This is a genomic window from Ensifer sp. D2-11 (genome assembly GCF_054161295.1).
The window spans coordinates 123,311-138,112 of record NZ_CP096436.1 but is presented as its reverse complement, the minus strand read 5'-3'; the positions used below and the strand labels follow the sequence as shown (position 1 = coordinate 138,112).

The window sequence follows — 14,802 nt, the reverse complement described above, 5'->3', positions numbered from 1 at the left end:
CGTCATTCGTGCCACACAACCGCAAGGGTTTCGACACCGCTACTGGTGGTTGCTTGGTGTTTCCGTGGCGCTGAGGTCGGAGGACGGCGTGGCCAAGCCTCTCTGGCAGATCTCCTGCCCGACCTTCTCGATGATCGCGATCAAGTCCCGGCTGGCTTCGTCCATCTGATGCCCCTCCCTGAAGTAGAGGGCGATGTTTCGATCCAGCGCTGCCGCATCGATCGGAATGCTGCGCAACCGACCTTCGGCGAGCTCGTCGTTCACCGCATGTACCGGCAGAACCGCTAGGTGATCGCTGTTGGCGACCACCGCCTTCAATAGGATGACGGAGCCGCACACTGTTATGTTTTCCGGTGGCGGTATGTTTTCGGCTTTCAACGCCGCGCCGAGAACGGCGTGCGGTCGGCGCGCGGTAGGAAACACCCAGGGAAAGCTGACAAGAGTAGGCCAATCGACATCGGTATTTCCTTCGAGCGGGTGCCCTTTTCGCGCGATGACCAGGAGCTTATCGCGAAACAGCACACGTTGACGCAAGCCCTCCTCGAGATCGTAGCATTCCGTGAAACCAATCACGAAGTCGAACTCCCGTCGCAACAGGCCGACCAGCAGATCGATCTGCGGGCTTTCCACGATCTGCAATTCACGGTCAGGATGAGCTTGTCCCCACTTTTGCAGCGCGAGAGGCATGACTGCGGTCGCCAGGCTCGGTAGGCTCCCCAGCCGGACAGCGGCTGGGGCTCCTCCCCATGCGCTGAGCAACGCACGCTCCGCCAATCCGATTTCATCGCGAATGAGTCGTGCGTGGCAATAAAGAATCTCGCCGAGATCCGTAGGAATGACACCCTTGGGTGTCCGTTCGAAAGCACGTATGCCAAGCTCACTTTCGAGCCGGCTCATGGAGCTCGAGAGCGCCGGCTGGGTAACGTTCAAGGAACGGGCGGCTCTTTTGAGACTTCCGTGTTCGATGATCGTGGCAAGATAGAGCAGCTTTTTGGGGTCGATCTTGAGCATGAGATCTTGCATCAGCATCGTCCCCGTTCTGGTTTGTAGGCCCATCGCTCCTGTAGGTCCGATCGCCGTTGGCGCAATGCACTCTCTCGGCCACCAGCGCCCGCCTTTATCGCGGACGGCCATTGACCTTCAATCGGACACGATAAAGCCCATTCATGGCGCAGATGTACATGAGATTGCGGCGCGGCCCTGCGAAGGTGAGGTTTGCCGCAATCTTTCCGAGCTTGATTTTACCGAGCAAGGCTCCGCTGTTGTTGTAGCAATGGACACCGTCTCCCGCTGTGATCCAGATGTTATCGTCGCTATCAAGTCGCAAGCCGTCGAAAATGCCGACTGGGCAGTCGGTAAGAACTTCGCCGCCGCTGAGGCGGTTGTCCGCGGCGACTTTGAATGTGCGCAGATGCGCCGGGCCGTCTTCGAAATGGCTTTTGCCACTGTCGACGACATAGAGCGTTTTTCCGTCTTTCGAGAAGGCCAGACCGTTGGGCATCACCATGTCGGTGATCTTTGCCTCGACCTCACCTGTCGCCGGATCGACGCGATAGACATGACAACCGCCGATTTCGGGATCCGCCTTGATGCCGTCGAGGTCGTGAAGGATCCCGTAAGTCGGGTCCGTGAACCAAACGGCGCCATCAGAAGTGACGACCGCGTCATTTGGCGAGTTCAGTTTTTTTCCACGCCAGTTGTCGGCAATCGTTGAGATCGTGCCGTCATGCTCAGTTCGGCTTATTCGCCGATGGCGGTGCTCGCAAGTCAGCAGGCGGCCCTGGAGATCGATCGTCTGGCCGTTGGGATGACCGCAATCCTGACGGAAAACGCTGATCGATTCGTCCGTTTCGTCCAGCCGCAAGATGCGGTCGTTCGGAATATCGGTGAACAGCAGATATCGTCCGGCGGGGAAGTAGGCCGGCCCCTCGGTAAAAAGGCCCTGGCTGAACAACTCTTCGGGCGGGAAAATCGGCGCGACCATCTCGCCGAAGATTTTCTCCACGATCTCGTAATGCTCTGACATTCCTGCTTTCCAATTCTCACGGGTGAGTACGCATCGGTCGCGCTAACGCTTGGAAGATGATGTGGCCCGACCGCAGTCGGGCCACCTCGGCTATTTGGCACCGACAACGTTCTTCAAGGTCCAGTCGTAGGCATACTTCACCCACACGATGTCACTGTCGGCCATCCCGTTGTAGCTCGTCTTGAGCTCCTGCAGATCAATGGTGGGGATGGGTGCGACCATCTTCATCGGGACGTCGACTCCGCTCAACTTGGCATAGGCAACGTTCACGGCCAGGCTGCCAATGCCGGGATCGACGTTGATGGCGACGGATTCGTAGCCAGTCTTTGCATTGAGGTCGATCAGGAGGTTTACGTCCGTTCCGTCAAAGCCATAAACCTGCAACGGCACGTCGCGACCTTCCGCCAGGAACGCCTGCCCAGCGCCAAATGCTGCAACGCCTTGAGAAAAGATGATGTCGACCTTCGGCAGGGTTGGGAGAATGGCCGCAACGCGTTGCTGTGCGACCGACTGGTTCCAGTCGCCGTAGACTTCTGAAACGATCTTGATGTCCGGGTATTTGGCCAGTGCGCGAATATATGCGTCCTGGATTGCCTGTTCCGCGGCGTTTCCCGCAAGTCCGCGGATGTTCAAAGCGTTGCCCTTGCCTCCCGTCCGCTCAGCGATGTAGCTGACATATTTCTGACCAAGTTCATTGTAGTCGAACTGAAGATCTATCGCCTTTGCATTCGTGACCGAGCCGAGAGCCGTCGTGAGAACGGGTATCCCCGCGCTGAGCGCATTGTCGATCGCTCCGTTCAAGGCTGTATCGGACAGGGGCTCGAGAATGATGAAGTCCACGCCTTGAAGCGTCATGTTGTTGATCTGTTGAATCTGCGTCTGCGGGTCGCCGGCGGCATCCACGACCGCGAGCTCGACTTTCTTCCCCTTTGCGCTGAGCTCGTCCGCCGCCCACTGGGCCGCAGCGAGAAATCCCTTTTGCCAGCTATTGCCCTGGAACGGCATTGCGACACCGATGGTGAATTTGTCTTCAGCCTGCGCCGTTGCTCCGGCAAGCGTTGCCACAAGCAGCATCCCTCCGGCCAGAATCGACCGCCTTTTCACGACATTCTTCGTCATCTTCTCCTCCTCAATATTATGCGTCGATCTTCGTGTTACCTGCGCTCGGGCGAACGAATGGCCGCGAGGCAGACCGTCACTAGGACGATCAGGCCTTGGATGACGTATTGCGAACCGATGCTGAATTGCAGAAGGATCAGATCGGATTGGGCGAGTGTGAGCACCAGCGCTCCGATGGCTGTCCCCAGGACGGATGTCACTCCACCAGTGATCCGCGTTCCTCCGACGACAACTGCTGCGACTGATCCCAATAAGTAACTGCGACCAACGTCTGCAGAGACGCCGCCTTGGTACGTCGTCAGCAACGCGCCCAGCCAAGCCGCCAGCACACCTGATAAAACAAACGCGCCCAGGACCAGCCAGCCCCTCCTGACGCCCGCCAAGCGTGCCGCCTCCCCGTTCTGTCCAAGCGCGTGAAGCTGGAGGCCAAACACCGTCCGCGAAAGCAGGATTGCCACCACGAGCAGCGTGACGATCGAAACCGCCAGCGCTCCGGAAATCCCCCAGACACGCATGCGTAGTGAAGCTTCGAAAAGCCCCCCTATGCGGCTGAAGCCCCTACTCTGGATTGCGACGATGAAGCTGTAGATGATGTAGCCGGAAGCGAGTGTCGCCACGATTGCGGGAATGCGCAGTCGGACGATCAGGGCCGCGTTGACCGCTCCCGCCAGAGCTCCAACCAAAAGCGTAAGTGCCAAGGAGCCGGCAATGTTGCCGTCTCCGGCGATGCCGGCCGACATGACGTAGGCGCCAAAGGTGATGATGAACGGTAGCGAAAGGTCGAAATTCCCCGGGCCGCTTGCAATGACGATCATCTGGGCTGTCCCTGCCAGCGCAAGGAAGCCTGCAATCGTCGCGTTCGCGAGAATGAATGAAAGGGATAGTGTTCCCGTGGCATAGCCGGCGACCAACCAAAGGATGACGACCGCGACCAGCGCTCCCATCCATGAGCGACTAAGGATATTGCGCCAGGTTCCCTGCGAGGCGTCAGCCTCCGACATGGGCGTTTCGCTACCGGAAGACGTTGTTTGTGTGGTCATGGCTCGATCGACCTCGCGAGCGAACGGAAACTGAGGGCAAGGATCAAGATCAGACCACCTATAGCGGTCGAGTATTCGGAGCTGATCCCGAGGAAGGTCAGATTGGTTGCGACAAGCGAGATACCGATGACGGCCATCACCGCACCAATCGGAGAAACTATTCCGCCGGAGAAGCTTGCTCCGCCGACAACCACTGCTGCGACGGTCGCCAGGGTGAAGTTCGATGCAACATGGACGTTTCCTGCACCGGTCGTTGCCGTCAGCAGAAGACCTGAGAGCACCGCAAACAAGCCCGCCAATGCATAGATCGTGATGCGTCCGGCCAGCGCCGAGAAACCCAATGAAACAAAGATGCGCCGATTGTGCCCGAGCGCGCGCAGTCGGATGCTGTACCCCCAGCCCTGGCAAATCCAGAGGCCCACCAATGCGACAGCAACCAATACGTAGCAGGCTAGCGGGAGCGGCCACAGCTTGATGTTTGCAAGCGCCGTCAGCCATCCCGGCGATTGACCACCCGGAGTTTCTCGAATGATGAGGCCAGTCCCGAGCCATACGAACGAAGCGCCCAGGGTGGCAACCACTGACGACACGCCAAGAAGCTCGACGATCAGTGCCAACGCCACGTATCCGCCAATAACCAGCCCAAGAGCAAAGACGCCGACCGCCGGCGCGTCAACCAAGTAGGTCGCAGCAAGAATATTGACGAGGCCGATGGCGAAACCCAAACCGAGATCGATGTCGCCACCAAGAAGAAACAGCATCTGAGCCATGACGGCGAACGCCAGCGGCAACGACGCCTGAAGAAGAAGCTCCAGCCCGAATGTGCTGAAAGCGTTCGGCTGCTGCCAGATGGCAAGGGCAAACATCGTGAACATTAAAATGGCTGCGGGAAGCGAGCGCCATGCAAGGAGTGGCGCAAGAGATGCCTTGGCGGGAGGGTCAACGGGTCCGGCGCGCCCCGAGGCCGCGTTCGCTGACGGATGGACGCCGGGGCGGAGAAATGAGGCTTGGATGATACGTTCCTCGGTTGCTTCCGTGCCGTCGAATTCAGCCACGATATGCCCGCGCGCCATGACATAAACGCGGTCGCATTTTTGAAACTCGGCGACCTCTGTCGAATAGAGGATAGCGCTTCGTCCCTTCTCCTTGAGCTTGTCGAGGATTTCATAGATGGAAGCCTTTGCGCTTGCGTCGACGCCGCGGGTGGGATCGTCTAAAAGCAGAAGCGGGGCCTCGCTCACAAGCGCTCGCCCGAGAAGCGCTCGCTGTTGATTGCCGCCGCTGAGGCTTGTAATCGGAGACTGGGCACGGTGCGCTAGTCCGAGTTCAGACAGCCATGTTTGAGCAGCCGTTTTTAGTGCCGCAAAGTCGACGAATCCAGCAGAAGACAGCCTTGGGGCGGCGGAGATGGCGACGTTGTCCTGCACGGTCCATAATGGAAGCAACCCTTCACGCTTCCGGTCGCCGCTGACATAAGCGATGTCGGTGCTCGAAGAGATGGCACCCGTATTTCGTTTGCGAGCGGAGAAAATCGCCTGCAACAGCTCGCGCTGGCCGGCACCTTCCAGGCCGGCAATCCCGACAATTTCGCCGGCGCCCACCGTTATGGCGACATCATGTAGACGGGATGAAGACAGTGCTTGGACCGTCAGAAGCTCGTGGGAATTCGCGTCACTCGACCGCGGGCAGACCGGCGCACCCTGCGCCGCGGTCGCACCCAGCATCGACAGTAATTTGTCATGGGTCAGGTTTCGACCGTCACCGTCGAAGTGCAGCTTTCCGTCGCGCAGGACAACGACGCGGTGGGCGAGGCGTATCGCTTCCTCCAGCTTGTGAGTGACGTAGATGATCGATACGCCCTCGGCTGCCTTACGGGTGACAAGATCTGCCAGTTGATCCGCCTCGCGGGACGAAAGCGCAGAGGTCGGTTCATCGAGGATGACAAGACGCGTGCCCGGTTCAGTCATCGCCCGCGCGATTTCGATCATCTGGCGTTCGGCGATCGACAATCCGGCGACCTCGGCGCCAACGTCGATCTTGTTCCCGGGAAAGACCTGCAGCCGCTCCCTTGCCCGTCTGGCCATCTCGCGTCGCGACCCTAGGCTGCCGCGGTCAGAGGTGAGAGCCAGGTTTTCGGCGACAGTAAGGTTGGAAAAGGTCGAGAGTTCCTGGAACACACGTTGAATGCCCCGGCTCCGACTGCTCGCTCCAACGTACTTTTCGAAATCGATGGGATTTCCATCGACAGCCATAGTTCCGGAACTTGGCTGCAAGGTACCACCAATGAGGTTCAGGAAGGTCGACTTGCCTGCCCCGTTAGGGCCGAGCAGAACCACAATTTCGCCGGCGTGGATATCAACGCTGACATTGCGAAGTACCCGGTGATTGCCGAAACTCTTCGACAGGTCACGTGCTGAGATAAGCGGCGGTGTTGCGTGCTCCGGGACGCTTTCATTCGCTCGTTTCTCTTCCATCGTCTCCTCCTCCAGAAGACATTGCAGTGCCGAAAGACAAGGCGCACGGACAGCATCAGCCGGTCCGATGTCGTTCACCGGACACCCGTGCCCGCACGGGCATTGCTCGATTTGGATCTGTCCACTACAGGCAGGCCGTCTGGCCGCCGTCCACCGAAACGACGGCGCCGGTCATGAAGCTGGCATCGTCAGTCAGGAGAAACACGATCACCGCTGCAATCTCCTCCGGCTCTCCCATGCGGCCGATCGGATGTGCTGCGTTGATGCGGGCTACGGCCGCCGGGTCCTGCAACATGTACTCGACCAGAGGCGTCTTGGTCATTCCAGGCGCCACTGCGTTGACCCGAATGCCCAGCGGTCCCAGTTCTGGCGACATCGACTTCGTGATGCCAGAAACGGCGAACTTGGAAGCCACATAGGGCAGGCGATTGGGAACCCCCATCACGCCCGCCCCGGACGAAATATTTACGATGGCGCGCGAGCCGGTGTCGTCGCGCACGGCACGTACGAAGGCCTGGCACATGTTGACGGTGCCTCCCAGGTTGACCGCCATGACGCGTTCAAGCTTCTCCGGCTCGACATCCAGTATGCTCGCAACGCCAGTAATCCCGGCACAGTTGATCAATCCATTCAGTCTGCCGAGTCGCGCGCGTGTGCCGGTTGCCAGATTTTGGGCGGCAGCCTGATCGCGGACGTCGAGCACGGCACCTAAGATGCGATCGCTGCCGCCAAATTCTGACACGATCTTGTCCACCGATTCCTGGGTGACGTCGACTGCCACCACGTCTGCCCCCTCAGCGTGCAGACGCCGAACACAAGCAGCACCGATACCGCTGCCTGCACCGGTCACGATCACGGCACGGCCTTCAAAGCGCTTCATTCCATTTCCTCCACTGCATGCTGGAGCGTCACTAGGGTCGGCTCCGGGTGTGACCGACAATATCGACCGGCGATCTTTCTTGCGGAGCGGTCTCCCGATGCGCTCGCAGGACGAACGGTATTCGGTTCAGACCAGTCTTTGTCAACGCAGGGTTTCGATGATCACCGGCATGTGCGACGAGCTGAAAAATTCAGCTGCGAGAAACCCCCTTACCTATCAATCCGTTATGTGGAATCTGCACCATTTCAGACATATAGCATAATGTTATATGCGCCTCGCACGTTTAGCGTTCACCGTCCCTCCTGTGCGCGCAGGCATCATGGCGATAAGTAGAGCTTATATGCTCGATTTGCCTCGAGCGCGGTTTTCAAGCACTTCTTTCTGGAGCATGGAAGTTTGTGGGGTTCTCAAGCTTGAACAGGAGGTCAAGTGCGTCATCGGCAGACTACGACAGAGGCGCCCCCTCCCCTCATGGTGTCGCAGAACACCGGCAAGGTTGGAGACGTGGAATTGTATGTCGTTTCGGCCGGTCCGCTCGACATCGGCGAACCGGATAAGGCTTTTGATTCGGCGCATTGCGATCATGGAGAGGTCTGCGAACTTAGCAGCAAAGGCAGGATTGTCGTCGAACAGAACGTTCTGGCTGTAAGGAGTCGAGGCCGGATCGCGATTTTTGAAACGGGCGCACCGTTTCGAGATACCGGCCTGAATCCACTGCATGCGGGGCTCGTTTCCGCGGGCTTTGACTTGGGCCGGATCGACGCAATTATTCCCACGCATGCCCATCTCGACCATGTGGGAGGGATAATGGACCTGGACGGGCACAGAAACTTCCGAAATGCCGCAATTCATCTTCATGCGTCCGACGTTGAATTCTGGTTGGCCGATGACCGGCTTGGCACCCGCGGGGAGCGTTCGGCACTTGTGGCACGTCGCAATCTCGTGCCCAACCTCGATCGATTGGAGTTTCACGTCGACGACCAGGAGACGTTTCCAAGCGTCACTGCAATGCACACGCCGGGCCACACCGTCGGACATACCAGCTTTGTGATTGGTTCCGATAATGACCTGCTCTTTGTCGTTGGCGATATCGTTCATCACCAGTGTCAGCTATCCCACCCCCACATGAAAATGCTTTTCGATACGGATCCTGACGCGGGTGTCGAAACACGACTTAGAACGCTGGAGTATCTGGCGTCGCGGGCGATGCCAGCCTTCTTCTACCACTTCCCGTTTCCAGGACTTGGCTACGTGGAACGCGTTGGGGATGGCTATCGCTTTTCCCCGCTGTCAGACCGCGACTGGGGCTGACGGGCGCGAGGGTTCTTCGGAACGCCAGCCTGCGGCCAGCGTTGCTGCGACGAGCCTTCAACCAACCGAAATCGAATTAGCCGCCGCGGCTCGCTTGCATCCATCGAAGTGGCGCATAGATCCGCGAAAGGGCAAGTCCCGAGTGGCGACGCCGAGTAACGACGCCGCCACGATGCCAGGTTGTTTCGAAAGCCCTAGTGCGAGCCTAGGAACTCGATAATCGCGCGCCGCTCTTCGGCGTTGTTGAAGCGCTGCGTCATGCGCGTTCCGCGTAACATAGCGCCCGGGTTAGTCAGGTAGGTCTCCAAGGTTTGCGGCGTCCACGTCACGCCGGATCCTTTAAGGGCGGGAGAATACTTGAAACCCTCGATACTTCCAGCCGACCGGCCGATCACACCCTGCAGATGAGGTCCAACACCGTTTCGAGTAGTGGCAAGCTGATGGCAGGTGCCGCAGCGCTGTTGAAACAGCCGCTCGCCTGGCGACGCGTCCGTTCCTTGGGCGTAAGCAGGCGCATAAGCGCCTGCCATGATGAGAGAGGCCAATGAGGCAAGGATGAGCGTCTTCAACCGTCGACTTCCTTGAGATCGAGTTTGGACAGAGGCAGGCTTCGGATGCGCTTGCCGGCGAGCACCGAAAGGGCGTTGGCTACGGCCGGCGGAACGCCGGGCAATCCTGGCTCGCCAATACCGCCCATGGGCGCGCCGCTTTCCACGATCCGGACATGGACCCGTGGCATTCGATCGGGCGTCAGGATCTGATAGCCGTCGTAGTTTCGTGCTTGCGGCACGCCGTCCACGTAGACGACTTCCTCCAGGAGGGCTGAGGAAAGACCGAGGGCAACGGCCGAGTTCATCTGAGCTTCGATAATTGCGGGATTGACGATGCTGCCCGGATCGATCGCCACCCATACGTCGTGGACGACGATTTCGCCTTCCTGCAACGAGACTTCGGCGATCGTCGCCACCTCGCTGCCAAAGGGCGAGGCCATGGCCACCCCTCTCGCGCGCCGAGTGCCGTCTTCGGCAACAAACGGACCTCGTTTCCATCCGCCGGCGAGATCGGCCACAGCCTCTAGAAGCGTCCTGTGCCTCGGGCTGCCGGCCAGCAGACGATGACGCAACTCGTAAGGATCCTGCTGACCTGCATCCGCCAACTCGTCGAGGAACGTCTCGTAGAAGAAGTCGTTCATCGAGTGGCCGACGGAACGCCAGAAGCCGATGATGGCGGGATCATCCACGTGGATCTGGCCGACACGCCGGTTGGGGATCGCATAGACTTTGCCGGCGATACCCTCGACTGCGGAGCTGTCGACCTTATCGGGCTGGCGACCAAACCATCGGCCTGTGGGTCCTTCTCCGACCGCGACCGCCGAGAGTGCCACCGGCGTACCGCTGGCATCAAGTCCGCCACGGAAACGGACCGCTGCCATCGGCCTGAGCGCGTCACGCAGGAACTCCTCCTCGCGGCTCCAGAGGAGCTTGATCGGACGCCCCACCGCCTTCGCAAGCTGAATGGCCTGGGGATACGGGTTCGCTGTCTGGTAAAGAAAATGGCGTCCGAAGAAGCCGCCCAGCATCGGCGAGTGGATGATGACCTTTTCCGGAGCAATGCCAGCGACCTTCGCAGCATCGGTTTGAAACATCTCCGGTGCCTGGTTGGGAATCCATAACTCGAGTGAGCCATCCTCGTTCCAGCGCGCGAGCGCCGACGGGGGTTCGAGCTGCCCGTGCACGAGATAAGGCGCGTCATAGATCGCCTCGACCACGCCCGTTGCGCCCGCAAGCGCGCCAGCCGCATCGCCCTCCGTTTCGAAGGCTACGCCGTCGCCGGATGCCGCTTTCAATTTCGCCATATGCGCTTCGGACGAGAAATCGGCCGGCATCGGGTGCGAAGCCGTGGAAGGGGCCTCGGTCCAGTTCACCTGCAAGGCCTCGACAGCGCGGCGGGCGCGCCACCAACTGTTGGCGACCACGGCAACTGCGCCCGGAAGTCTGTGGACGGAATGGACGCCGGGCATGCCGCGAACGTCAGCTTCATTCTGCATGGCCTCTGGCTCGCCGCCGAGCCGCGGGCTGTGCTGGACAGCGGCGTAGAGCATGCCGTCGATCGTCTGATCGATCGAGTATTTCGCCTTACCTGTCGATTTGTCGCGCGCGTCAAGCCGCGCAAACGGCTTGCCGATCCAGCGGAAGTTTGCCCGATCGCGGAGCGGAACCTCAGCCGGCAAGGGCAACGCGGCAGCGTCGTCGGCTATTTCGCCATAAGGGACCGTACGACTGGAGGCGACGTGGATCACTTTGCCCGGTTCAGTCGAAAGCTCGGATACAGGCACGCCAAGCTTTGCCGCCGCCGCCTGAAGGAGCATATGCCGTGCGGAAGCGCCGAGCTTACGCATCGTGTCGTAACTCATGCGGACGGACATGCTGCCGCCCGTGAATCGCCCGCCGCCCGTCAGTAGATAGTCGGCACCGGGTGGCGCACCTTCGACGACGAAGTTCGCAGGGTCAACATCCAACTCCTCACCAACGATCTGCGCCATGGCGGTGAAGATTCCCTGCCCTCCTTCGATGAAGGCACTGCGGAAAAGGACCGTGCTGTCGGGCCGGATTTCCAGGAATGCCGCAACCCGGGAGCCGGGTGTGATAGCCGCAGGCGCGGCCGCCAACGCACGGGTCCGGTCCGCCGGAAGCGTGACGCCGAGAACAAGCGCGCCCAGCGACGCGCCAAGAAAGCCGCGACGGGATACCTTGAAAGGCTTTCCGTTTTCGCTAGCCAGAACCTCGGGGACAATTGGTGTCATGTCGTTCATGGTGCACCTTCAATCAAGCTTGAGCGGCGTCGCGGACGGCCGCGGCGATTGCATTGTAGGTGCCACAGCGACAGAGGTTGACCATCGCGCCGGCAATGTCCTCGTCACTTGGCTTGGGCGTTTGCTTCAAAAGGGCGGTGGCTGCCATGACCTGGCCGGACTGGCAGTAGCCGCATTGGGCGACCTGGTTGGAGACCCAGGCCTCGACGACCTTCTGGCCGACCGGATCATCAGTAACGGCTTCGATCGTCATGATCTCGGTGCCGGCGACGCTTTCTACGGATGTAACGCAAGACCGCGTTGCCTGCCCATCGACTAGCACCGTGCAGGCGCCGCATTGGGCGAGCCCACAACCGTATTTCGTGCCCGTCAATCCAAGCTCGTCGCGCAGAACCCAAAGCAGCGGGGTATCGGGTTCGATGTCCACCTGGTGTCTTGTCCCATTGATGGTGAGTTCCATAGTGCTCTCCTTGGGTTGCGCAGTGACGGCCTCGAAACAGAGGCGGACTGTCTCACGGCACACGCTAGCAAAGGACACGGCTATGGATTAGTTGCTCTGTTTCGCTTACTTTTATCGATGAGACCCATAAATCAGACAGGACCAAGCGGGAGGCGATGGCGAAGGCGGCCGCTAAACTTGGCATGTCCCAGTCGACGCTAAGCCACACGATAAAGCGGCTTGAAACCAGAATGGGGCTGAGACTGCTGACGCGTACCACTCGAAGCGTCGCGTTGACCGAAGCCGGGGATCGCGTCTTTCAGTCGCTTTCGCCTAGGATATCGGCGATAGGAACGATCTGGCGGCGCTCACGGCGCTGCGTGATACCCCGGCTGGAACGATCAGGATTACGCTTTCTGATCATGCTTTCGAGACCATCGTCTGGCCGAAACTGCGGCCGATTATGTCTAAATACCCCGACATCAAGATAGAATTGAGCCGTGACAATGGCCTGCGCAATATCGTGGAGGATGGCTTTGACGCGGGCGTGAGGCTTGGTGAGAGTATCGAGAAAGGTATGATCGCGGTCAGAATTGGACCGGACTGGCGTATGTTGGCCGTCGCCTCGCCCAGGTATCTTGCCGGTCGAATGGTTCCCCAACATCCGCAGGATCTGATGCAGCACGACTGCATCAACATGCGGCAGGCAACCGGCGGCGGGCTCTATACGTGGGAATTTGAGAAGAACGGGCAGGAGCTTCGCGTCAGGGTCGACGGGCAACTCACGTTCAACACTTCCTATCCAATGGTGGATGTTGCGGTGGCTGGCTATGGAATTGCTTTTTTTGCCGGAAGACTTGGCCGCCAGACATATTGAAGCGGGACGTGTGGTCGCGCTCCTGTCCGACTGGTCCCCACCCTTCTCCGGCTACTACATCTACTATCCGAGCCGGCATCAGCACTCCCCGGCATTCAAGGTGGTGGTGGACGCATTGCGATATCAAAGATCGTAGTTGCGGTCACTGCGCGGGTCCCTCACATATGGCGTGGTGACCGAGTTTCTGAACGCTTTGCGCCCTTAGAAATGTTAGAGAGCGGGCGGAAAGCCGCTTCTATTCTTTTAAAGCGCATAGTTTCGTCTCGCTTAGACGCACATTCCCCACGACTGCAGCACGAGATCCGGCGCCCGTAGCGCCGCCCCTGGCCAGCACATCCGCGTACGCCTGATGCCGTGAATCCTCCCGAGGCTGGCGGATGGTCCAATCGAAAACCGCCGGTGCCACCGCCCGGCACTCAAGCTGATCTCAGCGTGACGACCGTCAATTCGGAAGGGACGCCAAGCCTTAGGGCAAAGCCAATCCACAGCGCCGTACCATTGTTGACATAGAGTTTCATGCCGTCCACCTCGTAAAGACCGGAGACGAACCCGTTGTTGAACCGCGCGATCAAGCGGTCAAATCCCGGGATCATGCCGCCGTGGGTATGTCCGGAGAGCTGCAGAGCCACCCCGTCCTGAGCGGCCTTACGTGCATCGCGCGGCTGGTGGTTCAGAAGGATGATAGGCGCGTCTGAAGGGGCGCCATCGCGCGCCTGCTGCAGATCCGGTCCCGGAAGATCGAACCTAGCGGCGGCCAGATCGTTCACGCCAGCAAGCGTCAGGAGCGCCTCGCCGCGCGACAGCACCACATGGCTGTTCGAAATCGTTCGCAGCCCGAGGGCCTCGTACTGCCGCATCCATTCATCATGCCCGAAGTAGTACTCGTGATTGCCAGGAATGGTGAAGACGCCGTCCTTGGCCTTGAGTTTAGCAAGTGGCGCAACATCCAGGCTGCGCGCCTGAAGATCCCCGTCGATCAGGTCGCCCGTAATCACGACTAGATCCGGGTTCTGTGCATTGGCTAGAGCCACCGTCTCCTCAACCCATGGCGCCTGGAAGAGCCGGCTGATGTGAAGATCGGTGAGCTGGATCAGACGATAGCCGTCGAACTCGGCTGGCAGACCTTTGACAGCGATCTCCACCTCTTTGACCGGAGGTACTCGAATGGCTTGGCTGACGGCGAACGCTGCTAGAAGGACTGCCCCAATGCCTACGCCGTACCGCGCCGCCTGTGGGATCCGGAAGCGTCGGCGGCGCGCTGCGACCGCAAGCAGCAGAGCGACATCAAGGACCAACTGAAAGAAGGCGAGGAAGAGGACGACCCCCGATAGCCAGTTCACCCAGATAATCGCCATCCTGGGGATTTCGGGAGAGAACATCGTGCCGAACACGAAGAGGCTGATCAGACTGTGCTGGAACACGACCATCAGCACTACGGCCAGTAAACCCTTCAACCAGCGCGGCCCTGGCAAAGGAAGAAGGAAGCGGACGACGACGTACAGGCAGAGAAGAGCTTTGGCGAGATGGAACATTGATGGTCTCTATTTCGGCGGCCTGCGGATGATCTATCACACTCGCCACATGTATGAAGGAGGACGAAGGCGGTGTTAGCGCGCCATGATGCATCCGCCTACTCACGTTATGTTCAGAACTTGGAAGCTGAAGCGTTGAACGGTCGTGTTGCCCGCAACGCCGAGCGGAGCTGTTAGAACAACTCGCGACCGCTACCCAGAAACAGGAGCGCATCCATTTCGAAGGCCTCCCCGTCCGACGTTTATCCTGGCGAGAGATTAGTTGACGTTCACTTCGAGAGAGGTCCGTGTC

Annotated in this window: 11 protein-coding genes and 1 pseudogene; 2 read left to right on the top strand and 10 right to left on the bottom strand. The window is 59.6% G+C overall.

Translation table 11 applies throughout. The features are described from left to right. Nucleotides 1–39: 39 nt before the first annotated feature. The 6 genes from M1D34_RS31860 to M1D34_RS31835 form a co-directional block, all read right to left on the bottom strand. On the bottom strand, nucleotides 40–1,023 hold the full coding sequence (locus tag M1D34_RS31860; RefSeq protein WP_498786314.1) for a LysR family transcriptional regulator: 984 nt from the start codon (nucleotides 1,021–1,023) through the stop codon (nucleotides 40–42). Between the two features lie 94 nt (nucleotides 1,024–1,117). After that, the gene (locus M1D34_RS31855; RefSeq protein WP_498786312.1) at nucleotides 1,118–2,026 is read right to left on the bottom strand and encodes an SMP-30/gluconolactonase/LRE family protein; all 909 of its coding nucleotides are present in this window, start codon (nucleotides 2,024–2,026) and stop codon (nucleotides 1,118–1,120) included. Nucleotides 2,027–2,116: 90 nt separating this feature from the next. Next, a complete protein-coding gene (locus M1D34_RS31850; RefSeq protein ID WP_498786310.1) occupies nucleotides 2,117–3,145 on the bottom strand; it encodes a substrate-binding domain-containing protein in 1,029 nt (342 codons plus the stop codon). 35 nt (nucleotides 3,146–3,180) lie between these two features. Beyond that, the gene (locus M1D34_RS31845; protein WP_498786308.1) at nucleotides 3,181–4,089 is read right to left on the bottom strand and encodes an ABC transporter permease; all 909 of its coding nucleotides are present in this window, start codon (nucleotides 4,087–4,089) and stop codon (nucleotides 3,181–3,183) included. Nucleotides 4,090–4,181: 92 nt separating this feature from the next. Continuing rightward, nucleotides 4,182–6,659, bottom strand: a complete 2,478-nt coding sequence (locus M1D34_RS31840) for an ATP-binding cassette domain-containing protein (protein ID WP_498786306.1) — start codon at nucleotides 6,657–6,659, stop codon at nucleotides 4,182–4,184. A gap of 124 nt (nucleotides 6,660–6,783) precedes the next feature. Continuing rightward, the gene (locus M1D34_RS31835; RefSeq protein WP_498786304.1) at nucleotides 6,784–7,539 is read right to left on the bottom strand and encodes an SDR family NAD(P)-dependent oxidoreductase; all 756 of its coding nucleotides are present in this window, start codon (nucleotides 7,537–7,539) and stop codon (nucleotides 6,784–6,786) included. Nucleotides 7,540–8,010: 471 nt separating this feature from the next. Between M1D34_RS31835 and M1D34_RS31830 the strand changes: the two genes are divergently transcribed. Further along, nucleotides 8,011–8,850 carry an MBL fold metallo-hydrolase gene (locus M1D34_RS31830; RefSeq protein ID WP_498786302.1) on the top strand — a complete coding sequence of 280 codons (840 nt, stop codon included), beginning with the start codon at nucleotides 8,011–8,013 and terminating at the stop codon, nucleotides 8,848–8,850. A 194-nt stretch (nucleotides 8,851–9,044) separates the two neighbouring features. On the opposite strand, the gene M1D34_RS31825 is transcribed toward M1D34_RS31830, so the two are convergent. From M1D34_RS31825 to M1D34_RS31815, 3 genes are read right to left on the bottom strand one after another with little or no spacing between them, the layout of a single operon-like run. Continuing rightward, entirely contained in the window at nucleotides 9,045–9,419 is a 375-nt protein-coding gene (locus M1D34_RS31825; RefSeq protein WP_498786300.1) for a c-type cytochrome, read from the bottom strand. Beyond that, on the bottom strand, nucleotides 9,416–11,662 hold the full coding sequence (locus M1D34_RS31820; protein WP_498786298.1) for a xanthine dehydrogenase family protein molybdopterin-binding subunit: 2,247 nt from the start codon (nucleotides 11,660–11,662) through the stop codon (nucleotides 9,416–9,418). Before M1D34_RS31820 ends, M1D34_RS31825 begins: the two co-directional genes overlap by 4 nt. Before the next feature lie 13 nt (nucleotides 11,663–11,675). Then, nucleotides 11,676–12,122, bottom strand: a complete 447-nt coding sequence (locus M1D34_RS31815) for a (2Fe-2S)-binding protein (RefSeq protein WP_498786629.1) — start codon at nucleotides 12,120–12,122, stop codon at nucleotides 11,676–11,678. A 155-nt stretch (nucleotides 12,123–12,277) separates the two neighbouring features. Between M1D34_RS31815 and M1D34_RS31810 the strand changes: the two are divergent. After that, nucleotides 12,278–13,114, top strand: a pseudogene (locus M1D34_RS31810) (LysR family transcriptional regulator). A 280-nt stretch (nucleotides 13,115–13,394) separates the two neighbouring features. On the opposite strand, the gene M1D34_RS31805 reads toward M1D34_RS31810, so the two are convergent. Then, nucleotides 13,395–14,510, bottom strand: a complete 1,116-nt coding sequence (locus M1D34_RS31805; RefSeq protein ID WP_498786627.1) for a metallophosphoesterase — start codon at nucleotides 14,508–14,510, stop codon at nucleotides 13,395–13,397. Between the last annotated feature and the right edge of the window lie 292 nt (nucleotides 14,511–14,802).

Bases quoted from the DNA above. Each gene is read 5' to 3' on its own strand.
- M1D34_RS31860 (WP_498786314.1), bottom strand. From the start codon at position 1,023: ATGCAAGATCTCATGCTCAAGATCGACCCCAAAAAGCTGCTCTATCTT.
- M1D34_RS31855 (WP_498786312.1), bottom strand. From the start codon at position 2,026: ATGTCAGAGCATTACGAGATCGTGGAGAAAATCTTCGGCGAGATGGTC.
- M1D34_RS31850 (WP_498786310.1), bottom strand. From the start codon at position 3,145: ATGACGAAGAATGTCGTGAAAAGGCGGTCGATTCTGGCCGGAGGGATG.
- M1D34_RS31845 (WP_498786308.1), bottom strand. From the start codon at position 4,089: ATGGGAGCGCTGGTCGCGGTCGTCATCCTTTGGTTGGTCGCCGGCTAT.
- M1D34_RS31840 (WP_498786306.1), bottom strand. From the start codon at position 6,659: ATGGAAGAGAAACGAGCGAATGAAAGCGTCCCGGAGCACGCAACACCG.
- M1D34_RS31835 (WP_498786304.1), bottom strand. From the start codon at position 7,539: ATGAAGCGCTTTGAAGGCCGTGCCGTGATCGTGACCGGTGCAGGCAGC.
- M1D34_RS31830 (WP_498786302.1), top strand. From the start codon at position 8,011: ATGGTGTCGCAGAACACCGGCAAGGTTGGAGACGTGGAATTGTATGTC.
- M1D34_RS31820 (WP_498786298.1), bottom strand. From the start codon at position 11,662: ATGAACGACATGACACCAATTGTCCCCGAGGTTCTGGCTAGCGAAAAC.
- M1D34_RS31815 (WP_498786629.1), bottom strand. From the start codon at position 12,122: ATGGAACTCACCATCAATGGGACAAGACACCAGGTGGACATCGAACCC.
- M1D34_RS31805 (WP_498786627.1), bottom strand. From the start codon at position 14,510: ATGTTCCATCTCGCCAAAGCTCTTCTCTGCCTGTACGTCGTCGTCCGC.